General features: G+C 65.5%; 18 protein-coding genes. 13 read left to right on the top strand and 5 right to left on the bottom strand.

All coding sequences use genetic code 11. The features are described 5' to 3' along the window. Window positions 1-71 precede the first annotated feature (71 nt). Window positions 72-1,154, bottom strand: coding sequence for a lysylphosphatidylglycerol synthase transmembrane domain-containing protein (locus tag AB7290_RS14280; RefSeq protein WP_063982249.1), 1,083 nt, complete (start codon window positions 1,152-1,154; stop codon window positions 72-74). A 444-nt stretch (window positions 1,155-1,598) separates the two neighbouring features. Between AB7290_RS14280 and AB7290_RS14285 the strand changes: the two genes are divergently transcribed. The 3 genes from AB7290_RS14285 to AB7290_RS14295 all read left to right on the top strand — a co-directional run bounded on the left by AB7290_RS14285 (window position 1,599) and on the right by AB7290_RS14295 (window position 6,186). Next, window positions 1,599-2,105, top strand: coding sequence for a YciE/YciF ferroxidase family protein (locus tag AB7290_RS14285; protein ID WP_283017057.1), 507 nt, complete (start codon window positions 1,599-1,601; stop codon window positions 2,103-2,105). Window positions 2,106-2,248: 143 nt separating this feature from the next. Further along, window positions 2,249-3,682 carry an MFS transporter gene (locus AB7290_RS14290; protein ID WP_085405883.1) on the top strand — a complete coding sequence of 478 codons (1,434 nt, stop codon included), beginning with the start codon at window positions 2,249-2,251 and terminating at the stop codon, window positions 3,680-3,682. A 104-nt stretch (window positions 3,683-3,786) separates the two neighbouring features. Beyond that, window positions 3,787-6,186: a bifunctional diguanylate cyclase/phosphodiesterase gene (locus tag AB7290_RS14295; RefSeq protein ID WP_085405884.1), complete on the top strand. Its 2,400-nt coding sequence runs from the start codon at window positions 3,787-3,789 to the stop codon at window positions 6,184-6,186. Between the two features lie 3 nt (window positions 6,187-6,189). On the opposite strand, the gene AB7290_RS14300 is transcribed toward AB7290_RS14295, so the two are convergent. After that, window positions 6,190-6,624: a hypothetical protein gene (locus AB7290_RS14300; protein WP_028158298.1), complete on the bottom strand. Its 435-nt coding sequence runs from the start codon at window positions 6,622-6,624 to the stop codon at window positions 6,190-6,192. Window positions 6,625-6,703: 79 nt separating this feature from the next. Here AB7290_RS14300 and AB7290_RS14305 point away from each other — a divergent pair, with 79 nt between their 5' ends. Continuing rightward, the gene (locus tag AB7290_RS14305; RefSeq protein ID WP_085405938.1) at window positions 6,704-7,291 is read left to right on the top strand and encodes a hypothetical protein; all 588 of its coding nucleotides are present in this window, start codon (window positions 6,704-6,706) and stop codon (window positions 7,289-7,291) included. 71 nt (window positions 7,292-7,362) lie between these two features. Then, entirely contained in the window at window positions 7,363-7,953 is a 591-nt protein-coding gene (locus AB7290_RS14310) for a YdcF family protein (RefSeq protein ID WP_434057416.1), read from the top strand. A 70-nt stretch (window positions 7,954-8,023) separates the two neighbouring features. On the opposite strand, the gene AB7290_RS14315 is transcribed toward AB7290_RS14310, so the two are convergent. After that, window positions 8,024-9,367, bottom strand: coding sequence for an aminotransferase-like domain-containing protein (locus AB7290_RS14315; RefSeq protein WP_014493975.1), 1,344 nt, complete (start codon window positions 9,365-9,367; stop codon window positions 8,024-8,026). A 185-nt stretch (window positions 9,368-9,552) separates the two neighbouring features. Between AB7290_RS14315 and AB7290_RS14320 the strand changes: the two genes are divergently transcribed. After that, on the top strand, window positions 9,553-9,789 hold the full coding sequence (locus tag AB7290_RS14320) for a DUF1127 domain-containing protein (protein ID WP_071912174.1): 237 nt from the start codon (window positions 9,553-9,555) through the stop codon (window positions 9,787-9,789). A gap of 150 nt (window positions 9,790-9,939) precedes the next feature. On the opposite strand, the gene AB7290_RS14325 is transcribed toward AB7290_RS14320, so the two are convergent. Beyond that, window positions 9,940-10,365 carry a universal stress protein gene (locus tag AB7290_RS14325; protein WP_071917342.1) on the bottom strand — a complete coding sequence of 142 codons (426 nt, stop codon included), beginning with the start codon at window positions 10,363-10,365 and terminating at the stop codon, window positions 9,940-9,942. A 60-nt stretch (window positions 10,366-10,425) separates the two neighbouring features. Beyond that, on the bottom strand, window positions 10,426-10,962 hold the full coding sequence (locus tag AB7290_RS14330) for a SixA phosphatase family protein (protein WP_085405886.1): 537 nt from the start codon (window positions 10,960-10,962) through the stop codon (window positions 10,426-10,428). A gap of 92 nt (window positions 10,963-11,054) precedes the next feature. On the opposite strand from AB7290_RS14330, the gene AB7290_RS14335 reads away from it, so the two are divergent. The 7 genes from AB7290_RS14335 (at window position 11,055) to AB7290_RS14365 (ending at window position 21,987) form a co-directional block, all read left to right on the top strand. Further along, window positions 11,055-12,491: an NAD(P)/FAD-dependent oxidoreductase gene (locus tag AB7290_RS14335; RefSeq protein ID WP_085405887.1), complete on the top strand. Its 1,437-nt coding sequence runs from the start codon at window positions 11,055-11,057 to the stop codon at window positions 12,489-12,491. Between the two features lie 108 nt (window positions 12,492-12,599). Beyond that, on the top strand, window positions 12,600-13,112 hold the full coding sequence (gene msrB, locus AB7290_RS14340) for a peptide-methionine (R)-S-oxide reductase MsrB (protein ID WP_028148532.1): 513 nt from the start codon (window positions 12,600-12,602) through the stop codon (window positions 13,110-13,112). Between the two features lie 291 nt (window positions 13,113-13,403). Continuing rightward, window positions 13,404-15,680 (top strand): flagellar hook-basal body complex protein, encoded by a 2,277-nt coding sequence (locus tag AB7290_RS14345; RefSeq protein WP_085405888.1) that lies wholly within the window; start codon window positions 13,404-13,406, stop codon window positions 15,678-15,680. 34 nt (window positions 15,681-15,714) lie between these two features. Beyond that, window positions 15,715-17,598: a flagellar hook-associated protein FlgK gene (flgK, locus tag AB7290_RS14350; RefSeq protein ID WP_085405889.1), complete on the top strand. Its 1,884-nt coding sequence runs from the start codon at window positions 15,715-15,717 to the stop codon at window positions 17,596-17,598. A 20-nt stretch (window positions 17,599-17,618) separates the two neighbouring features. Then, window positions 17,619-19,493 (top strand): flagellar protein, encoded by a 1,875-nt coding sequence (locus AB7290_RS14355; RefSeq protein WP_085405890.1) that lies wholly within the window; start codon window positions 17,619-17,621, stop codon window positions 19,491-19,493. A 72-nt stretch (window positions 19,494-19,565) separates the two neighbouring features. Further along, complete coding sequence (locus tag AB7290_RS14360; protein WP_063982262.1) at window positions 19,566-20,348, top strand: hypothetical protein; 783 nt, start codon at window positions 19,566-19,568, stop codon at window positions 20,346-20,348. Next, window positions 20,338-21,987, top strand: coding sequence for a hypothetical protein (locus AB7290_RS14365; protein ID WP_085405891.1), 1,650 nt, complete (start codon window positions 20,338-20,340; stop codon window positions 21,985-21,987). The genes AB7290_RS14360 and AB7290_RS14365 overlap by 11 nt, the downstream gene beginning before the upstream one ends. Window position 21,988 lies beyond the last annotated feature (1 nt).

Genomic DNA, 21,988 nt, shown 5'->3' on the forward strand with positions numbered 1-21,988 from the left:
AAAGTTGAGGCGGAAATAAGAGAGCATTGCTGCGCCGCCCGCAACCTCTGTCTGACGGTCGCCCGCCCGCCTTACCGCTTGCTGGCCTGTCGCAACGACCGCTCGCGTTCCATCGCTGCTACCTGCTTCGGCAGGTTGCCTTGCGCGCAGGCCTCGGCCAGCCGCCGCCGCTCCTGCCAGGGCTCCACCACGTTCATCCAGAGCTCGCGCGCGCCCATGATGGAGATGGCGAGGCCGAACGGGATCACGAAATAGAGGATGCGGAAGACCAGCAGGGTCGCCAGAAGCTGCTCGCGGCCGAATTCGGGCAGCGCGACCAGCATGGCGACATCGAACACGCCGATCGAGCCGGGCGCGTGGCTGGCAAAGCCGATCAGCGTCGCCAGGATGAACACCACCGCCAGCGACATGAAGTCGATCGACGGATTGGCCGGCATCAGCAGGTACATCGCCGTCGCGCAGAAGCCGAGATCGACCACGCCGATCAGGATCTGGACCAGCGTCAGCGGCGCCGAGGGCAGCACCACCTTCCAGCCCTTCTGGCCGAGCTCGCGGCGCTTCTCGCCCATGCAGAGCCAGACCAGATAGGCGCCAATCGAGGCGAGGCCGCCGAGCCCGATCAGCCGGTTGATCGACGACGGCAGTTGATCCATCGATGAGGCGGCATCCGGATGGATGACCATGCCGATCGAGAGCACGAAGATGTTACCGAGCCAGAAGGTCAGGCCTGACAGGAAGCAGATCTTCGCGACGTCGATCGCGTTCAGCCCGTAGTCCGAATAGATCCGGAAGCGGATCGCGCCGCCGGTAAAAACGGTGGCGCCGATGTTGTGGCCGATCGAATAGGACGTGAAGCTGGAGAGTGCTGCGATGCGATAGGGCACATGCTTCTTGCCGATCGTTCGCAGTGCAAAATAGTCGTAGAAGGTCAGCGTACAGAACGCGAAGACGACGCAGATCGCCGCCAGCCCGATATTCCCGCGGGGAATCTCGGTCAACGCGGTCAGGATGACGCCGGTATCGATGTCCTTGAGGGTGCGCGCAAGCGTGGTGATCGCGAAGGCGATGATGAAGACGCTCGCGGCAACACCGAGCCGTCGCCAGCCGATCCATCTCTTGAAGCCGCGCTTCAGCGCGGGCAGCAGTCCGTGCATTCATCCTCCCGGCGGGGGGCAAGACCGATCGGCCAGACATTGACCGGTCGGGCGCGATCACTGCCCGAAATGGGCTTCGACCGCTAGGCATGTTGTAGCTCATTTAAGGCAAAAACAGCGACTTGTGCAGCCCTTGACAACGATAGGTTCTGCGTTCGACCGATAGGTTCTGCGGTGGACCGCCGCTTTTGTCATATGTGGTTCATATCGGGCGCGCGTTAAGCATATGAGTCGGGGCACCTGCCCGGAACGCGCGTCCGCATCTTGACATGATTTCGTGTCCGCCCGCAGTCGGCATTGTTCCAGCGCAAGCGATGCGAGCTTTTTTGGAACGTCGGTACCGTGCGCTGGTTAGCGCTCCATCAGCAATCGAACATGGCGGAATAATCGGCTTTTCGTGCGAGCCGACGCCTCCGTGTTCCCGAAACCGAGAGGATCGGAACGATGGGACTGTTCACAAAAGATATCAAAACCATGAACGACCTGTTCGTGCACCAGCTTCAGGACATCTATTATGCCGAGCAGCAGCTCACCAAGGCGCTGCCGAAAATGGCAGATAAGGCCACCGATCCGCAGTTGAAGCAGGGCTTTTTGACGCACCTCGAAGAAACCAAGCAGCACGTCAAGCGGCTCGAGGAAGTATTCAAGATGCACGGCACGCAGGTGAAGGCGGTCGACTGCCCGGCCATCGACGGCATCATCGAGGAAGCCGACGAGACCGCCGGTGAAGTCGCCGACAAGGCGGTGCTGGACGCCGCCCTGATCAACGCGGCCCAGGCCGCGGAGCATTACGAGATCGTCCGCTACGGCAGCCTGATCGCCTGGGCCAAACAGCTCGGCCGCAACGACTGCGCCACCGTGCTCGCCAAGACGCTGGAAGAAGAGAAGGCGACCGACAGGAAGCTGACCGCGCTCGCCGAGAGCAAGGTGAACCTGCGCGCGGCGAGCTAGGACCGGGCGTAGCTGCGAAAAAGGCGTCGCGCGGTCATCCGCGCGGCGTTCGCATTTGACGCATCCATAATACGATCATTGTCGAAGCATGAATGCGGGCTGGAAGCGTATGTTTCGCATGGGGCTGCAACCGAGGTGGCAGCATGCGAGCCAGCACCATCAAATATGAACCCCTCGACAACGGAGCCGGCGCGCAGCGTGCCGGCTCGCGCCTTGCGACCTCCCTCACGCTTGCCGCGATGAGCCTCGGCTATGGCGTGGTGCAACTCGACGTCACCATCGTCAACACCGCGCTCGACGCGATGGGTAAAACGCTCGGCGGCGGCGTCGCTGAGCTGCAATGGGTGGTCAGCGCCTACACCATCGCCTTTGCCGCCTTCATTCTGACCGCAGGTGCGCTCGGCGACCGCATCGGCGCCAAGCGCATCTTCATGGCGGGGTTCGCAATCTTCACCGCGGCCTCGCTCGCCTGCGCGCTGTCGCCCAACGCCATCGTGCTGATCGCAGCACGGCTGGTCCAGGGGCTGGCGGCGGCGATCCTGGTGCCGAATTCCCTGGCGCTGCTCAATCATGCCTATGCGGACGACCGCGAGCGTGGCCGTGCCGTGGCGGTCTGGGCCGCCGGAGCGAGCCTGGCGCTGACTGCCGGTCCCTTCGTCGGCGGCGCGCTGATCACGCTGGTTGGCTGGCGCGCGATCTTCCTGGTTAACCTGCCGATCGGTCTTGCCGGCTTGTGGCTGAGCTGGCGCTACGCCAGCGAGACCACGCGGTCGCGCTCGCGCGAGATCGATCTGCCGGGACAGCTCGCCGCGATCGGTGCGTTGGGCGCGCTCGCCGGCGCGATCATCGAAGCTGGCGCGTTCGGCTGGAGCCATCCAGCCGTGATCGCAGCATTCGTTGCCTCAGCCGCATTCGCGGTGCTCTTCGTCTGGCGCGAGAGCCGCACCGTGCAGCCGATGCTGCCGCTGTCGCTGTTCAGTCACCGGCTGTTTACCCTGACCACGATCGTCGGCCTCCTCGTCAACATCGCGATCTACGGCCTGATCTTCGTGCTGAGCCTGTATTTCCAGAGGATCAACGGGCTGTCGGCCTGGTGGACCGGGCTTGCCTTCGTGCCGATGATGGGCGCGGTGTTGCCGCTCAACCTGCTGGCGCCGCGTCTGGCCGAGCGCATCGGCTCGTGCCCGACCATCGTGGTCGGCGCCTGTATCTCGGCGCTCGGCTGTCTCGGGCTGCTCTGGACCGAAGCCGGGACCAGCTACTGGGCGATCTTTGCGCAGATGATCGCGATCAGCGGCGGACTTGGCCTGCTGGTGCCGCCGCTGACCTCCACCTTGCTCGGCAGCATCGACAAGGCGCGCTCCGGCATCGCCGCCGGCGTCCTGAACGCGACGCGGCAGACCGGCAGCGTGCTCGGCGTCGCGCTGTTCGGCTCGCTGGTGGCCTCGGACAGTGCATTCATGACGGGCCTTCACCAGTCGCTAATCATATCGGCGGCCGTCCTGCTGCTCACCGCCGCCGTGATCGGCCTCGGCGCAAATGCACCTGACGCAAGGGCGCAAGGGCGCTCAATGTGAGCGATCCCACACATTCTATGTTCACCATTCCCGAAACCGGCACATAGCCGGTTACCGACTGTCCATCTCTGCCGGTTCTAGTGCGGTTGGAATAGGGACCGGCAATGTATCAAGTTCTTTACTGCCTGACGGATCAGCATGATTGGCGACTGGTCGCACTCGGCGGAGCGGTATGTCTGCTCGCCAGCGCGGCGGCGATCAGCCTGTTCCACCGCGCGCGTGCGGCGCGCGGGGGAGCTCGCGTATCGTGGGTCGCGCTTGATGCCGTCGTCGCCGGCGGCGGCATCTGGGCAACCCATTTCATCGCGATGCAGGCTTACGGGCCTGGTGCGGGCGGCGCTTACAACATTCCGTTGACGGTCCTGTCGCTGATCTTCGCGATCGCGGTCACCTTCATCGGGCTGAGCATCTCGGTGTCGGTGACGCGGGCGAGCCTGGTTGCGCTCGGCGGCGCCGTCGTTGGTGGCGGCGTTGCCGCCATGCATTACACCGGCATGATGGCGCTCGAGATTCCCGCGCACATCGGCTGGACGACCGGCACAGTGACGGTCTCGATCATCCTCGGCATCGTTCTCGGGTCGCTTGCCCTGGTGGTTGCGGGGCGCCGCGACAGCCTTGCGGGCGCGCTCGGCGCGACGGTGCTGCTGACGCTTGCCATCGTCTCACATCATTTCACCGCCATGGGCGCCGTGGAGCTGACGCCGGATCCTGCGGTCGTGATCAGTGGCCTGTCGATCCCGCCGGCCTCATTGTCGATCCTCACCGCCAGCGCCGCCGCTGCGATCATCGCGATCGCGCTCGCGGCGGCTCTGCTCGACCGCCGCGCCAAGGGCGAACTGGGACGCCAGCAGGTCGTGCTGGATACCGCGCTCGAGAACATGTCGCAGGGACTGTGCATGTTCGATGCGGACGGCAAGATCCAGCTCTTCAACGAGCGCTACGCGGCGCTGCTCGGCCGCACCGACATTCCGCTCGCCGGCCGCCTGCTCGTCGACGTGTTGCGGGAAGAGCAGGCCAAGGGCCAGTGGCAGGGCGATGCGGGCGAATTCTTCGCGCGCCTCGTGGCCGACGCGCGCGAGGGCCGCACGACCAGCCAGGTCGTCACCCGGTTCGGTCGCTCCATCCGCGTCGTCAACCAGCCGATGCAGGGCGGCGGCTGGGTCGCGACTTTCGAGGACATCACCGAATGGCTGGAGGCGCAGGCCAAGATCTCGCACATGGCGCGCCATGACGCGCTGACCAATCTGCCGAACCGCGTGCTGTTCCACGAGCAGCTCGAGCAGGGACTGGGCCGGGCGAAGTCGGGCGACCAGCTCGCGGTGCTGTGCCTCGATCTCGATCACTTCAAGGACGTCAACGACTCGCTCGGCCATCCCATCGGCGATGCGCTGCTCAAGGAAGTCGGTCGCAGGCTGAAGGCCACTGTCGGCGCGAGCGACACCGTGGCGCGGCTCGGTGGCGACGAGTTCGCCGTGGTCCAGATCGGGCGCTCCGAGGAAGCCGCGGCGCGAGCCCTTGCCGGCCGCCTCGTCGAGGTGATCTCTGCGCCTTACGAGATCGACGACCATCAGATCGTGATCGGCGTCTCGATCGGCATCTCGCTGTCGCCGCAGGACAGCGACAATCCGGACGAGCTGTTGAAGAACGCCGACCTCGCGCTGTACCGCGCCAAGGCGGACGGCCGCGGCACCTATCGCTTCTTCGAGACCGGCATGGATGCGCGTGCGCAGGCGCGGCGGCTGCTGGAGATGGACTTGCGGGCGGCGTTGCTGCGCGACGAGTTCGAGGCGTACTACCAGCCGATCCGCGACGTCGCCAGCGGTCGCGTCGTCGCCTTCGAGGCGCTGTTGCGCTGGAACCATCCGCAGCGCGGCCTGATCGCCCCCATCAACTTCATCCCGGTGGCCGAGGAGACCGGCCTCATCGTCCAGCTCGGCGAGTTCGTGCTGCGCAGCGCCTGCAGTGACGCCGCCACCTGGCCGGACGACGTCGATGTCGCCGTCAACCTGTCGCCGGTGCAGTTCAAGAGTCCGAACCTGATCGCATCCGTGACCGATGCGCTGGCAGCCTCAGGGCTCGCGGCGCGGCGGCTCGAGCTCGAGATCACCGAATCGGTGCTGCTCCAGAACAGCGAGGCGACGCTGACCACCCTGCACGAGCTGCGGGCCATGGGCGTGCGGATCTCGCTCGACGATTTCGGCACCGGCTATTCGTCGCTGAGCTACCTGCGCAGCTTCCCGTTCGACAAGATCAAGATCGACCGCTCCTTCGTGTCGGAGCTTGCGACGCGCGAGGATTCCATGGCGATCATCCGCGCCGTGACCGGCCTCGGGCGCAGCCTCGGCATCGTCACCACGGCGGAAGGCGTCGAGAACGACGCGCAGCTCGAGCTGCTGCGGCGCGAGGGCTGCACCCAGGCGCAGGGCTATCTTTTCAGCAAGCCGCGGCCCGCATCCGATGTCGCGTTGATGCTGAACCGGCCGCGGCTGCTCGCCTCGGCCTGATGTCTAGCCGCGGCGCAGCGCGAAATGCGCGCCGCAAAACGCCATCACGGCGCCAAGACATAGCGCGGCGAGCCCGGCGAGCACGCCCGAGACGGACGGGATCGGGCTCGGCGCCGAGGCCACCTGGCCCGCACCGGCAAGCAGCAGCACGCCGACCGCGATCAGGAACTGCCGCATCCGCTGCGGGATCTGTCCGGAGACGGCGCTCTGCATCAATGTCGCCGTGAAATAGCCGCCGGAGAAACCCACCGTGGCAATCAGCCACCAGGCGATCGCTGCGCCCGCGGGTATGAATTCGTGCGTGTCGGAATGCCAGAGCCCGCCGAGGTCGAGCCCGTAGCGCGCGCCCAGCATGTGCACCGCGAGCGCGAGCAGCACTCCGGAGATCACGGCGGCGCCGAGAATCAGGCGGCGCGGAAAAAAGGTCGTCTCAGCCATGCCCCGCTTGTAGGATGGGCGAGGGCGATCGCGCAAGCCGATCGCAGGCGGGATTGCGCGGACGGGATTGATTGTGGGGATACAGGTTTCGGGAGCGCAAGGCCCGTCGGTCACGAGCTACGCCTACAAGGCGTCGCTGATCGGCTCGGCGCATCGTTTCGAGCTGACGGACGAGGGCCTGTCCTGGCACATCGCCGGCCGCTCCGGCCTGTGGCGCTATGACGAGATCTCGGCGATCCGGCTGTCGTTTCGCCCGGTGTCGATGCAGCAGCACCGCTTTCGCGCCGATGTCAGCCACACCGGCGGCGGCCGCATCAGGATCCTGTCGACGAGCTGGCAGACCGCGGCGTTAATGGCGCCGCAGGACAACGGTTTTCGCGATTTCATCATCGAACTGCACGCACGTATGGCGCAAGCCGGCAGCCGCGCCGAATTGACCGCAGGCCTCGGCCGCAAGACCTATGCGGCGGTGCTGGCCTTCCTGGCGGTGCTGACGGTGGCGATGACGGGGCTGCTGATCCGCGCGCTCCTGATCGGCGAATTCGCCGGCGCCCTCTTCATCATCGGTTTTGCCGCGCTGTTCGCCTGGCAGGTCGGCGGCTTCGTGCGGCGCAACCAGCCGCACAGCTACAGTTTTGATCGTGTGCCGAAGGCGTTGCTGCCCTAGGTGCAATCGGCCGCAATCAAACGTGACTTCGTGCCCCTGCGCCGGTGTCGCATCGTGCTGTCATGCCAACCATGGATCGCAACAGGCAGCAGCCTACAGCGGATGAGATCGTCGAAATCAACCGTACGCATCTGATCGATACGCCGCTCCGGCCGGCCGATCTGTTGTTCATGTTCGGCACCCGCGAGGACGTTGGCTTGCGCGCCGACACCGCCGCGAGGCTGTGGCGCGAGGGCCTTTTCCGCTGGTCGATTGTCAGCGGTGGTGTGACGCCGGGCTCGGAGCAATCTGAGTGCACCATCATCAAGGCAGCGATGGTCGCGGCCGGCATTCCGGCGGACCTCATCCTCGAGGAACATCGCGCAATGAACACCGGCGAGAACGTGATCTTCTCGCTGCCGATCATTGATGCAGCGCTTGGACTGCGAAACATCCGGAGCGTGATCTGCCTCGGCAACACCTGGACGGCGCGCCGCTACCCGATGACGCTGCACCGGCACTGGCCTGACGTCGAGAAGATGCTGCTCACCGTCGACAGCTTTGCGACGCCGCGCGCGCTCTGGCACACCAATGTCGAGTTTCGCCGGCGTGTCCTGCACGAATGGGACAAGATCGAGCCGTACAAGGCGAGGGGCTTTATCGCGGAATGGCCGGCGACCTGAGCGGCGAAGGGCCGGATCTTTGTTGCGACGCGTTTTCGAACCGGTATCACTTCGCTCGCAACGCTCTCGCTTACTCCGTCGAGTCGAAATCCTCTTCCTTGGTGCCGAGCAGCGACACGAGTGTGCGCAGGCCGGAATCGAGCTGCTCGAGCGAGGGCGGGGCGAGCGCGAGCCGCACCGCGTTCGGTGCATGTCCGTGCGCAATTGCAAACGTCGAGGATGGCGTCAGTGCGATGCCGCGCCGGGCTGCTGCGGCGACGAAGGTCTGCGAGCGCCAGTGTGGCGGCAGCGTCAGCCACAAATGATAGGAACGGGCGTCGGCCGCGATCTGGTAGCCGGCAAGCAGCCTTGCCGCGGTCTGCTGCCGGCGCGCAGCGTCGATCCGTTTCAGCCGCGTCAGCTCGGCGACGGTGCCGTCGGCCATCAGCCGCTGCCCGGACGCCAGCGCGTGGCCCGAGGCGATCCAGCCGCCGGTCCGGACCGCGCTCATCACGCTCTCGCGCAGATGCGGCGGGGTCACGAGGATGCCGAGCGCGAGGCCCGGTGCGACCTTCTTGGACAGGCTGTCGATCACGATGCAACGGTCCGGCCCGAGCGCTGCCAGCGGTGTGTCGTCGGCGAGGAAGCCGTAGACGGCGTCCTCGATGATGGTGAGATCGAGCTTCTCGGCAACGCGCATGATGTCGGCGCGCCGCGTCGCGTTCATGGTGACGCCGAGCGGGTTCTGGATGATGGGCTGGAGATACAGCGCCGACAGATGCGCTTCGCGATGCGCTTTCTGGATCGCATCGGGCCGTGCGCCGTATTCGTCCATCGGAATCGGGACCAGCGTCACGCCGAGCCGCGCCGCGATGCTCTTGACGTAAGGGTAGGTCAGCGCCTCGACGCCGCAGCGGCCGCCGGTGGGAACGAGGGCGGCGAGCGCGGCGGCGAGCGACTGCTTGCCGTTGGCGGTGAAGACGATCTGCTCGGCCTGCGGCGTGAAATCCTTGCGCGCGAGATAGGCGACGGCCGCATTGCGCGCGCTCTTGGTGCCGGTGCTGGTCGAGACGCGCAGGGCGGATTCGAGCGCGTCGACGCGCTCGAGCCCGGCAAGGCTCTTGGCGATCATCGCCCATTGCTGCGGCAATAACGGATAATTGACCTCGAAATCGATCCGCGCGTCGCGCGGCTCGCTCAACGCCTCGACCTCGCGCTTGATGTCGCCGGAGATGAACGTGCCGCGGCCGACCTCGCCGACGACGAGCCCGCGGCGAAGCAACTCCGTATAAACCCGGCTCGCGGTCGAGACCGCGATGCCGCGGTCATAGGCAAAGTTGCGCTGTGGCGGCAGCCGGTCGCCGGGCCTTAACGTGCCTTTAGTGATATCGGCCGCAATGGCATCGGCAAGCTTCACGTATTCGAACTTGGACATTATTGCACCGAGAGCAATGTTTTACTTGCTCCGAGTAGTGTACTGGAGCATTTAAGTTCCATCAAGTTCCGCGATTGAGCCGAGGAGAGCGAGAGCAATCCGATGGCAAATGAGGTGCAGGCGCTCACAGCGTCCGCGCCAACGGCACCTGCTTCGCTGCGCGGACAATAGGCCGGAGAAGAAAAATGACCACGATCTCGCAAACTGCCGGGCGGAGTTTACGCCCATCCTCGTCGGGCGGATTTTTCAGCACGCTCGCCAACGTTGCCCATGCGCTGTTCGATCGTCTGGAGCGCCGCTCTGCCGTCAAGACGCTGAACGAGCTCGACGACCACGCCTTGCGCGACATCGGGATCACGCGCAGCCAGATCGAGGACGCCGTCTACGGGCAGTTCAAGGCCGAGCTGACGCGGTATCTGTGAGTTTGTTCGGCCGCCACGCCCGCAAGTCCGGGCGTGGTGACAATGCCTCCGCGTCGTCATTGCGAGCGGAGCGAAGCAATCCAGACTGCCACCGCGGAAAGACTCTGGATTGCTTCGCTCCGCTCGCAATGACAGCGTTTGTTGTGGCGCTCAGTGCCTGACCACCAGCACCGAGCACTTGGCGTAGCGCACGACGTGCCCGGCATTGGAGCCGAGGAAATAGGTGCGCATCGCCGGCCGGTGCGAGGTCATCACAATCAGGTCGGCCTTCATGTGCATGGCCTCCTCCAGGATCTCATGATAGATGCCGCCCTGTCGCACCACGCTGGAAATGCGCCCCGTCTCGATGCCTGACTCCCGCGCGACGATGGCGAGTGCTTCCTCGGAGGTCTGGCGCTGCTGCTCGTCGAAATCGGCCGGGACGTATTCGGCGAGCATCACCGGCGTCATCGGCAGCACGTTGAGCAGTCGTATCGATCCGCTCCAGGTCTGCGACAGCGTTATCGCGGTCGCGAGCGCCGGCTTGGCCAGATCGGTGTCGGCGAGGTCGATGGGCACGAGGATGGACTTGAACATCTGCGTCTCCCAATTGACCAAGCTAGGATCAACCGGTCGAGACGGCGCGCCCCGCGCGTCTCAACCCGATCGAAGCAGCTTGGGGCTGACGAACAGCACCAGTTTGCCGCGGCGGTAGGCCACGTCACCCCAATCCTTGACGTCAAAGTCGAAGATCGCAAGCCCCGACGTGGGCAGATTGTGAGCGAGCGCCTTGGCGCCCGCCGGATCGCCGCCGCCCATCAGCATCAGCGCGGCCTCGTGCATGCCGGGATTGTGGCCCACCAGCAGCAACTGCTTCGGGTTGGCCGGAACGGTTGCGGTGCGAATGGATTCCAGGATCTGGGCGGGATCGGCGCCGTAGAGTTCGGGCAAGACCTCCACCTGCGGCGCTGCGACGCGGTCCTTCATCGTCTCCCAGGCAATGTCCCAGGTCTGCCGGGCCCGGACGGCGTGCGACACCAGCACGGCCTTGGGGAAGGGGGGATGGGTGGCCAGCCAATCCCCGATCTGCGCGGCATCCTTGTGGCCGCGGTCGTCGAGGCAACGATCCTGGTCACGGCCGCTCGGCGCGTCAGTCTCGGTCTTGGCGTGACGCAGCAGCATCAAACGGCGCATGGCATTCTCGAATCGTTACGCGTCCAGATAATCTACAGGCGCCGGTTGAGGACAAGGTGACAAGGGCCCGATCGGTCCTTTAAGGAAACGACATGAGCGAGACTTTCACAAGCGTGTCCCAGGAAGAAGCCGGCTTTCGTGAACGCACGCGACTGTCGTTTGATCTCGACGCCGACATCTGCGTGATCGGGGCCGGGCTTGCCGGGCTCTCCATCGCGCTGGAGGCAGCCCGGCTCGGAGCCAGCGTCGCGGTGCTCGAGGGCCGCCATATCGGCTGGAACGCCTCCGGAAACCAGCTCGGCACCGTGATGCCGGGCTTTGCGCTGCCGCTCGCAGATTTGATCGAGCGCATCGGCTTCGAGGACGCGCGCGAATTGTGGACACTGGCGAAGGAGGGCGCCGAGTTCGTCCGGGCCAACGCCACCGAAGAGAACATGCCCGGCATTGGCCCGAGCGATGGCGTGCTGGAGGTCTCCAACGTCGATGCCGGCGACCGGCTGATCAGCCGGTTGCAGATGCTCCACGAGGATTTCGACACGGAGGTCGAGGGCTGGCAGGTGGATCGCGTCCGCGAGGCGCTCAAGACCGACCGTTACTTCCACGGCGTCTATTATCCCCGGGCATTCCAGCTCGACGGCCGCAAATATGTGCACGGCCTCGCAGCGCTGGCGCGGCGAGCGGGAGCGCGCATATTCGAGGATACGCCGGTCGTCAGCATCGATCATTCCGGCATCCGCAAGCGCATCGTCACGCCCTCGGCGCGGCTGCGCGCCACCCACATCGTGCTCGCCGGCAACATCCACCTCGGCGCGCCGTTGAGGCGCCTGTCGGAGACGCTGCTGCCGGTCTGGCGCTATGCCGGGATTACCGCGCCGCTCGGCGAGTGCGTGCACGAGATCGTGGCGTTCAAGGGATCGGTGATGGATTCCGACGGGGTCGACCATTTCCGTGTCGTCGACGGCGACCGCCTGATGTGGGAAAGCCCCGAGACCACCTGGGCCGCGCGTCCGCAGCGCTTTGCGGGCGCGGTCAGGCGGCGGATCAGATCGATTTTCCCCCAGTTCGGCGATGTCGAGATCGCCGACATGTTCGGCGGCGCCACCGGCCAGACCGTGCACGGCATGCCGCAGATCGGCCAGTTGCGCAAAGGCCTGTGGGTAGCGAGCGGGTTCGGCCGCCAGGGCATGAACACGTCGGCCGTGGCCGGGCAGCTGATCGCGCGTAGCATTTTGTGGGGCGACGACCGCTGGAAGCTGTTCTCGCCATTCGAGCTGGTCTGGGCGGGCGGCACGACCGGGCGGGTCGCGGGCCAATTGGTGGGAGTTTGGGGCAGGGCGAGTTCCGCCGCCGCAGGCTCGCTCGCCCGCTACCGCGAGCGTGCGCGGGTCAAGGACCGGGAACGCGAGGCGCGCCTCGCTGAAGCCAACCGGGCCGCCGGCACTGGTCCTCGCCGTCCGCCGCCCAGCGTCCGGCCGCAGCCGGCCCCTCCGCCGAAACCTGTGGCCGAGGATGTGGAACCGGCCTCGTAGGACCAGGGTGTCTCGCGATAAGTTGATAAAAACCCCGCCCGGACGTGTAACGTCGGCCGTTAGAGCCCGTATCTCAGAGCGTGGACTCCCCCGCGCACGGAGAATGAGATGTTTGACCGCCGCATCCTGCTGACGACTGTTGCCGGCCTGTTCGGCCTTTCGGCCTTCCGCTGGCTGAGAGGAACGCCTGCCGAGGCTGGAGAGAAGGCCACGCAAAAATTCGAGATCGAGAAGACGGACGCCGAGTGGCGCGCCCAGCTCACGCCGCAGCAATATGAAATCCTCCGCAAGGAGGGCACCGAGAGGCCAGGCTCCAGCCCGTTGCTCAAGGAACACCGCAAGGGCATCTTCGCCTGCGCCGGCTGCGACCTGCCGCTGTTCTCGTCCGAGACCAAGTTCGAGAGCGGCACGGGTTGGCCGAGCTTCTACCAGCCGATCGAAGGCAATGTCGGCAAGACCGAGGACCGCACCTTCGGCATGGTGCGCACCGAAGTGCATTGCCGGCGCTGCGGCGGCCATCTCGGCCACGTCTTCGACGACGGTCCGAAGCCGACCGGATTGCGCTATTGCATCGACGGTTTCGGGCTGGTCTTCCACCCGGCCGCCGCGTCGGCAACGTAGGTCTCGCTGGAGTCATTCCGGAGTGATGCGTGATTATCGAATCCGGAATCTCGAGCTTCTCAGGTGCGCAATTGCGAACCTGAGTTCGGTGCTGCGGGCCGCCCCGGAATGACCCGATGCCCCGGCAATTGTTGCCGGCCCGGCAATTGTGCCCCGGTCATCGGACCGGGGCCTTCCCATTCAAGTCATTGATTTCCTGAGAATACCCGCATTGGCATAGCCCTTGCGACTGTCTCTTCCGACTGCGGCCATGGTCGACCGGCCGCCGAGATCGGATCTGGAGACAAAGTTATGGGTATCTTCGATGCAATGAACACCTCGGTGGGTGGCCTGCAGGCGCAGTCCTACGCGCTGCAGAACATTTCCGGCAACATCGCGAACTCATCCACCACCGGCTACAAGGGCATCGGGACCAGCTTCGTCGACCTCATTCCCGACGCCTCGGTGCCGAGCAAGCAGGTCGCGGGCGGCGTCACGGCCAACGCCAAGGCGACCATCACGACGCAGGGCACGATCTCAGGCTCCAGCGTCGCCACCAACATGGCGATCACCGGCGACGGCTTCTTCTCGATCCAGAAGGCAACCGGCGTCGTGGATAACGTGCCGGTGTTCAGCGGCGTCACCTATTACACCCGCCGCGGTGACTTCCAGCTCAATTCCAACGGCAACCTGGTCAATGGCGCCGGCTACTATCTGATGGGCGTCACGGTCGATCCCAAGACCGGCAACCCGACCGGCAATGTGGCGTCCGTCCTGAAATTCCAGAACAACTTCATCCCGGCACAGGCGACAACCTCGATCCAGTACGCCGCGAACCTGCCGAGCGTGCCGAACACGGGGGCGAGCTCGACCGCGGCGAGCGGCACGCTGCTGGCGGCCGGCGGCCTGAACCCGTCCGATTTCGCCGCCAACCCGCTGATCGTCGGCACGCCGCCGCCGCCCTATTCGAATGCGACGGTCTCCGGCGCGGCGGCCACCGGCAATCTGCGCTCGGCCTATACGGCGACGACCGCGACTGGCTCGGTGGCGCTGCAGGATAACGCTTCGGCGGCGGCAACTGGCAGCACGCCTCTCGATGCCGGCTTGGCCACGCATCTCAACACCAGCCTTCTCACCAACCTCGCCGGCAAGTCGTTGACGGTCAACGGCCAAACAATCAACTTCGACAACACCGTCTCGGGCGCTTCGACGGCTGCAGGCCCCCCTGTCGTCACCACGATTGGTCTGAAGTCGCCCACCAGCGCACTGATGTCGGATGTCCTCAACGCGATCGCGTCTGGAGCCGGCGTCCCCACGACCAGCGTGACTCTGACCGCCAGCGGTAACATCCAGATCACGACCAACACCACGGCCGACGTGACGATCGGCGGCACTGCGGCAGGCTTGCTCGGCGTCAGCAGCGTGACGCGCGGCGGTAACGTGCTGTCCACCCCCGCGATTACGAGTGGTACACAGCTCGGCGGCACCGTGACGCCCGGCGGGGCGGAAGTCCTCTCGACGCCCTTCCTGGTCGGCCAAAAGATCCAGGTCAACGGCACGGGAGCTGCCAATACGATCACCTTCGTGGCCTCCGGTGCTAGCCCTCCGAACCAGATCAACATCACCGACTCCATAGCGACTCTGCTCAGCCAGATCGACACGCTCAGCGGTGCGAGCGGTTCTTCGATCAGCAACGGCGTGATCACCCTGAATACCGGTATCGCCAATCCCACCTTGACGGTGACCAGCAACAACAGCAGCGCCTTCGCTGCGCTCGGCTTCACGTCGTCCATCTCCAAGAACCGCGGTGGTGGCGGCACTGCCGGCACCGGCGGCGTGATCGGCAACGACATCGCCACGTTCACCAAGGAATCGATCAGCGGCGGTGCGGTCACCGCCTACAACGCCGCGGGCACGCCGGTGAACCTGCAGCTGCGTTGGGCCAAGACCGACAGCGCCTCGCTGGGTACCGGCCATTCCGACACCTGGAACTTGTTCTACCAGACCGATCCGAATGCGACCGGCACGACGGTCGGCTGGGTCAACACCGGGCAGGCCTTCACCTTTGCCAGCGACGGCTCGCTGACCTCGCCGAGCGGATCGGGCATCACCATCAACAACGTCAGCGTCGGCGGCCAGTCGCTCGGCTCGGTCGCCTTCAACATGTCCTCGGGCGGGCTGACGCAATATGCCAGCACCAGCGGCGCGGTGACGATCAACACCATCACGCAGAATGGCTACGCCGCCGGTCAGCTCCGCTCGGTTGCCGTCAACAACAGCGGCCTCGTGGTCGGCACCTTCTCCAACGGCCAGAACCTCAACCTCGCCCAGGTGACGCTGTCGCACTTCAACGGCACCAATTACCTCAAGGCCCTCGACGGCGGCGCTTACGCCGCGACCGAACAGTCGGGCACAGCGATCGACGGCGCGTCGGGCAGTATCAGCGGCTCGTCGCTGGAAGGCTCGAACACCGACATCGCCGACGAATTCACCAAGCTGATCGTGACCCAGCAGGCCTATTCGGCCAACACCAAGGTGATCACGACAGCGAATTCGATGGTGCAGGATCTCTTGAACGTGTTGCGCTGATCGGCGCGTGACGTAACCAAAGGCGGCTAGTGATATGGGTTTGAGTTCAGCCCTCGCCAGTGCGATGAGCGGTCTGCGTGCCAACCAGGCCGCGCTCTCGATCGTCTCCTCGAACGTCGCCAACTCGCAGACGCCGGGTTACGTCGTTCAGAGGCCGAACCAGATCGAGGTCACCACCGGCGATTTCGGCTCGACGGCGATGACGACCGGCGTCAGCCGGGAGCTCGACACCTTTGTGCAGAACCAGCTGCGCACCGAGACCGGCGGCAGCGGTTACGCCGACCAGATGGCTAACATCCTGAAGCAGCTTCAGAGTGTCTACGGCACGCCCGGCAACAGCGGCACGCTCGAAACCGCGCTGAACAAATTCACCACGGCGTTGCAGGCGCTGTCGACGAGCGCCGGCTCGTCGTCGGCGCAGACGGTTGCCCTCGGCGCGGCGCAGGCGTTGGCGAAGCAGCTCAACGTCACCACCAACGGCATCCAGTCGCTGCGCTCCAACGTCGAGCAGGATCTCGGCACGTCGGCACAGCAGGCCAACGCGGCGATGCAGCAGGTCGCCGACATCAACACCAAGCTTCAGGGCTTGTCGGCAAACGACCCGTCCGCCGCGACGCTGATGGACCAGCGCGACCAGGCCATCAACACGCTGTCGAAATATGTCGACGTTCGCGTCACCACCGACGGTTCGAACCAGGCCAATATCTACACCACGACAGGCATCCAGCTCGTCGGTGCCGGGCTCGCCTCGCAATTCACCTTTGCCTCCGCCGGCGCGCTGTCGGCGACCTCGCTCTACAACGCCGACCCGGCCAAGTCGGGCGTCGGTGCGCTCAACATCAAGCTGCCGAACGGCTCGCAGCTCGACGTCGTCGCCAACAACGTGGTCTCCTCCGGCCAGATCGCGGCTGATCTCAAGCTGCGCGACCAGACGCTGGTGCAGGCGCAGGACCAGATCGACCAACTCGCCGCGACGATGTCGAGCGCGCTGTCGGACAAGACCACGGCCGGCAGCACGGTCTCGGGCCCGCCGGCCGGATTCGATCTCGACCTTGCCGGTGCGCAGCCGGGCAATACGGTCAACATCACCTACAAAGACACGGCGACCAACACCCAGCGCCAGATCACGCTCGTCAACGTGACCGACCCGGCGGCGCTGCCGCTCCAGAACGCCACCAATGCCAACCCGATGCGGGTGGGCGTCAATTTCTCCGGCGGCATGAATGCGATCGCCGCTGCGCTCAACACCGCGCTCTCAGGCTCGCACCTGACGTTCTCCGCAGCTCCGTCGCCGGCGACGGCCACGACGCTGCGGGTGACCGATGACAATACCGGCCTTGCCCAGGTCAATTCGGCCTCGACCACCAAGACGATCTCGTCGCTGACCTCGGGCAGCCCGCAGCTGGCGGTGTTCACCGACGGCGGGCAGGCGCTCTACACCGGTGCGATCACCGCCTCGGGCTCGCAGATGACCGGCCTTGCCGGGCGCATCGCCGTGAACACGCAGCTGGTCAGCGATCCCACGCGGCTGTCCGTCTACAACACCTCGCCGGTGACGCCCGCCGGCGATACCACGCGCTCGGACTATCTCTATTCGCAGCTCACCAATGCGGTGTTTTCCTATTCGCCGACGACCGGCCTCGGCTCGGCGAACCAGCCCTTCACCGGCAGCGTCTCGAACTACCTCCAGCAGTTCCTGAGTGTCCAGGCCAACGCCTCGACCCAGGCCACCCAGCTCCAGCAGGGCCAGAGCGTCGTGGTCTCGACGCTCCAGGCCAAGTTCGACTCGACCTCCAGCGTCAATCTGGACTCGGAGATGTCGAACCTGATCCAGCTTCAGAATGCCTATGCCGCCAACGCCCACGTCATGTCGGTGGTGCAGAGCATGATGAACACGTTGATCCAGGCTCAAGTGTAACCAGTACAGGGTTCTAAAAGATGTCGATCAGCAGCATCAACTACTCTTCGTCGGTTCTCGGCGCGCAGATCCGCAACATCAATCAGCAGCTTACCGACCTGTCGACGCAGCTCGCAACCGGCAAGCTGTCGCAGAACTATTCCGGGATGGGCACCAACGAGGGCTTTGCGATCGCCGGGCGTTCGCAGCTCTCCAACATCGCCGCCTATACCGACACGATCACGAACGTGAACGTGAACATCAACCTCGCCAATACCGCGCTCCAGTCGCTCACGACGATCCGCAACACGGTGCAGACCGGCTCCGCAAGCACCGCGCAGGATCTCAACGTCAACGGACAGACCGTCGCGCAGAACACGGCCGCTTCGCAGTTCGGCTCGATGGTCGGCGTTCTCAACACGCAGTCGGGCAACCGCTATCTGTTCTCCGGGACGGCGTTCAACACGCAGTCGGTTGCCAATGCCGGCGACATCATCAACGGCACGACTACGCAGGCGGGCTTCAAGACCGTCATGGCGGAACGCCAGGCCGCCGACCTCGGTGCCAACGGCATGGGACGGCTGGTGCAGACGCAGCCGACGCCGAGCTCGGTGCGGGTATCCGAGGACGTCGCCGGATCGCCGTTCGGAATGAAGATCGCGGCGGTGTCCTCGACGCTGACGGGTGCGACGGTCACCGGCCCGAGCGGCTCGCCGGTGTCGTTCTCGGTCGATCTCAACGGCCTCAACCCGGACGACGGCGACAAGCTGAGCGTCCAGTTCACGCTGCCGGACGGCACCACAGGGCAGGTCGACCTGACCGCGTCCACGGCCACGCCGACGCCGATCGGCAGCTTCGCGATCGACGCGACGACTCCCGGCAACACCGCCGCGAACCTCAACACGGCATTGAACACCGCGATCACGAAGCTCGCCAACACCTCGCTTGTCGCGGCATCCGCGATCACGGCTGGCGACAATTTCTTCAACACCGCAAGCTCTGCGATCGGTGCGCCGGTCAACAACCAGGCGGCCCCGCCGGCTCCGATCAGCGGAGCAACGGCGCTGTCCGGCGCGAGCCCCTCGAACTCGATCTCGCCGGGCTTCGTCGCCGGCGACACCATCACCGTGAACGGCACCACGCTGACCTTCGTCAATTCGGGCGCGACCGGCAACCAGCTCAATGTCGGCGACAGCATCCAGACGCTGATGAGCAAGATCGACCAGATCACGGGCACGTCGAAGCCTTCGACCGTGCATGGCGGTTCGATCACGATCAACACGGACGACGCGGCGAGCCTCAACATCACGACCTCGAACTCGGGCGCACTCAACGCGCTCGGTTTCGGCTCGACGCCGGTCACCGCGACGCAGCCGCCATTGCGCGTCGGTTCTTCACCGGCGAGTTCGGCGACGACGCTGGTCAACGGCTCGGCCAATACCGTGAAATGGTACACCGGCAATCACGGGCCCGGCTCGCCGCGCTCCACGGCGATGGCGCGGGTCGATGATTCAGTCACGGTGCAATATGGCGCGCAGGCCAACGAGGACGCGATCCGCCAGCAATTGCAGGCGATCGCCGTGTTCGGGACGTTCTCGACCTCGCCGACCAGCCAGTATGCGGGCGGGCAGGTCTCCGCGCTGAGCCTGCGGGTGACGCAGTCGCTGACGAAGCAGCCCGGCCAGCAGCACATCGAGGACATCCAGACGGACCTCGCGATGGCCCAGAACACGATGAAGGACGCAGGCACGCGCCAGACCCAGGCCAAGGCGCAGCTCCAGTCCATCATCGACCAGGCGGAATCGGCCTCGCCGGATCAGGTGGCGAGCGAGCTCCTGTCGCTCCAGAATGCGCTTCAAGCGTCCTACCAGGTTACCTCGAAACTCGCGCAGCTGTCGCTCGTCAAGTTCCTGTAACGGCGCATTAAGACGCCGTTAACCATGCCTCTTTACCTTTTGGTGAGGAGTTGAGCGGGGCGGGGGCCGTCGATGTCGGACAAGATGCAGCTGGTGGTGGCCACGCCGTGCTTCGGCGGGCAGGTCTCGAGCATTTATGCGAGCTCGATCTTCGCGCTCCAGCGCGCCGTGCACGGCATGTCCAATCTCGAGCTCAAGGTGCTCCTGCGTGACGGCGATGCGCTGATCACGCGCGCGCGTGCCAATCTGGCCGCGATGTTTCTCGACGATCCAAAGGCGACCCATTTCCTGTTCATCGACGCCGACATCGGCTTCAAGCCCGAGCAGGTGTTCCGGCTGATCGAATGCGGCGCGGATGTCGTCGCCGGCTGTTATCCGATCAAGCGGGTCAACTGGGACAAGGCGAGGCGGGCGATCGAGTCCGGCCGCGCGGATGTGCCGGCGGCCGCGCTCGATTATGTGCTCGAGATCGAGGATCCCGACCGCATCGTGGTGGTCAACGGTTTTACCCGCGTGCGCTACGCCGGCACCGGCTTCCTGATGATCCGCCGCCACGTGCTGGAGGCGATGTGCCGCCATCCCAACTATGCCGGTCTGCAATTCTTCCGCGAGCATTCGCACGACACGCTGGCGGCGAGCCAGAACCGCTTCGCGCTGTTCGAATGCATGATCGATCCGGCGACGGGGACGTATCTCTCCGAGGACTTCGCCTTCTGCAAGCGCTGGACCGACATCGGCGGCGAGATCTGGGCCGACATCGAGAGCTCGCTGGATCACGTCGGGCCGTCGGTGTTCCACGGCGACATCGCCTCGCAATTCGCAGCCGCGCCTGCGGCAGCTGCCGATGCGGCGTGAGCCTTCCGGGATGAGCGCCGGCGCATCCGGTCTGTCAGTCCCCGAGCGCACATTCGACGGCGGCTCGCGCTACCGCCTGCGCGATCTCTTCACGCCATTGGACACGCTGCTCGTCTCCGGCGGAGATCCGCGGCTGGCGCTCGACGCTGGGGATCGCGTCAATGCCTATGGCTGTGCGGCCTCGCCGGAACCCGAGATCTGGAATTTCGCCTCCTCGACGGCATCGACGATCTCGCAACTCGCCTATGACCGCGCCGCGCTGGCGCGCGAAGAGCTGATGCACAGGTGCCTGTTCGACGAGGTCGAGATCGCCTTCGATGCGCGCTGCGAGGACATGCGCGAGGAGTTGCGCGGCCATCTCCAGCTCTCGCCGCGCGTCGACGTCGTGTTCTCGCCGTCTGGCACCGATTCCCAGCTTCACGCCCTGTTCCTGGCGCGTGCGGTGCTCGGCGCGCCTCCAGTGACGATCGTGGTCGGCGCCGACCAGACCGGTAGCGGCACGGCCCAGACCGCGCGCGGTCACCATTTCAGCTCCATGACGGCGAGCGGCCTTGTCGTGCGCAAGGACGGCGCGGTTGCCGGACTCGCCGGCGCCAGCGTGACGTTGCCGCTGCTTCGGGCCGGGCCCGGGATCGCGATGCGCGCCGACACAGATGCCGCGGTGCTGGAGGCGATCGAAGCGACGATCGCGCAAGGTGCGCCCGTGCTGCTTCAGATCATGGATTCCTCGAAGCTCGGCTGGCGCGCGCCGGGCGTGACCTGTCTCGATGAGATCGCGCGGCGCTGGCCGCGCAAGGTTCAGGTCGTCGTCGACGCCTGTCAGGCGCGGCTCGGCCGCCGCCGGCTGCGCTCCTATCTCGACCGCGGCTATATGGTGCTGATCACCGGCTCGAAATTCTTCGGTGGCCCTGCCTTCAGCGGCGCGGTGCTGGTGCCGAAAGGGTTTTCGCGGTCGCTCGACCGCATTGAGGGGATTGCGCCGGGCTTCTTCGACTATGCCGGCCGCTGCGATTGGCCGATGGCCTGGACGGCGCTGCGCTCACGCTTCGAGCGTCGGCCGAATTTCGGACAATGGCTGCGCTGGGAGGCGGCGCTCGCGGAGATCGGCGGCTACTACGCCGTGCCCGGAGCTTTCCGCGTCAGGGCGCTGGCCGAGCTTGCCGCCGGCATCGACAGCATGATCGCGCTGTCGCCGTCGCTTCAACCCGTTCCAACGGCGACCGAGAAGACTGCCGGGGACGACGAGGAGTTCGCGCACGCCACGATCTTTCCGTTCATGCTGCTGCGCGACGGCAAGCCGGTCTCGATGGCCGAGACCGGCGCCGTCCATCGGGCGCTGCGGCGTGACATGAACGACGAAATCAGCGGCAGCGCGGCGGACCGGCAGATCGCCGTCCAGCGCAGCCTGATCGGCCAGCCGGTCCGGCTGGAGCGGCAGGACGATGCGCCGCAAGCCGTGCTGCGCCTCTGCGTCGGCGCCCGGCTCGTGACCGAGGCCTGGTCGCCGGATATGGCGCAGGCACGATGCAATGTGCAGCACCTGCTCGATCGCATCGCCCATGTCCTGGTGAAGATCGAGCTGCTGCTTGACCGCGGCGCAGCCGCAACCGCACCGGAAAAGTCCGCGTTCGAGGTATGAG

It is taken from the genome of Bradyrhizobium sp. 613_E4_N2_2 (assembly GCF_052075995.1).
GTDB lineage: Bacteria > Pseudomonadota > Alphaproteobacteria > Rhizobiales > Xanthobacteraceae > Bradyrhizobium > Bradyrhizobium barranii.

Coding starts and splice junctions, on each gene's coding strand:
- AB7290_RS14280 (WP_063982249.1), bottom strand. CDS start 1,154: ATGCACGGACTGCTGCCCGCGCTGAAGCGCGGCTTCAAGAGATGGATC.
- AB7290_RS14285 (WP_283017057.1), top strand. CDS start 1,599: ATGGGACTGTTCACAAAAGATATCAAAACCATGAACGACCTGTTCGTG.
- AB7290_RS14290 (WP_085405883.1), top strand. CDS start 2,249: ATGCGAGCCAGCACCATCAAATATGAACCCCTCGACAACGGAGCCGGC.
- AB7290_RS14295 (WP_085405884.1), top strand. CDS start 3,787: ATGTATCAAGTTCTTTACTGCCTGACGGATCAGCATGATTGGCGACTG.
- AB7290_RS14300 (WP_028158298.1), bottom strand. CDS start 6,624: ATGGCTGAGACGACCTTTTTTCCGCGCCGCCTGATTCTCGGCGCCGCC.
- AB7290_RS14310 (WP_434057416.1), top strand. CDS start 7,363: ATGGATCGCAACAGGCAGCAGCCTACAGCGGATGAGATCGTCGAAATC.
- AB7290_RS14315 (WP_014493975.1), bottom strand. CDS start 9,367: ATGTCCAAGTTCGAATACGTGAAGCTTGCCGATGCCATTGCGGCCGAT.
- AB7290_RS14320 (WP_071912174.1), top strand. CDS start 9,553: ATGACCACGATCTCGCAAACTGCCGGGCGGAGTTTACGCCCATCCTCG.
- AB7290_RS14325 (WP_071917342.1), bottom strand. CDS start 10,365: ATGTTCAAGTCCATCCTCGTGCCCATCGACCTCGCCGACACCGATCTG.
- AB7290_RS14330 (WP_085405886.1), bottom strand. CDS start 10,962: ATGCGCCGTTTGATGCTGCTGCGTCACGCCAAGACCGAGACTGACGCG.
- AB7290_RS14335 (WP_085405887.1), top strand. CDS start 11,055: ATGAGCGAGACTTTCACAAGCGTGTCCCAGGAAGAAGCCGGCTTTCGT.
- msrB (WP_028148532.1), top strand. CDS start 12,600: ATGTTTGACCGCCGCATCCTGCTGACGACTGTTGCCGGCCTGTTCGGC.
- AB7290_RS14345 (WP_085405888.1), top strand. CDS start 13,404: ATGGGTATCTTCGATGCAATGAACACCTCGGTGGGTGGCCTGCAGGCG.
- flgK (WP_085405889.1), top strand. CDS start 15,715: ATGGGTTTGAGTTCAGCCCTCGCCAGTGCGATGAGCGGTCTGCGTGCC.
- AB7290_RS14355 (WP_085405890.1), top strand. CDS start 17,619: ATGTCGATCAGCAGCATCAACTACTCTTCGTCGGTTCTCGGCGCGCAG.
- AB7290_RS14360 (WP_063982262.1), top strand. CDS start 19,566: ATGTCGGACAAGATGCAGCTGGTGGTGGCCACGCCGTGCTTCGGCGGG.
- AB7290_RS14365 (WP_085405891.1), top strand. CDS start 20,338: ATGCGGCGTGAGCCTTCCGGGATGAGCGCCGGCGCATCCGGTCTGTCA.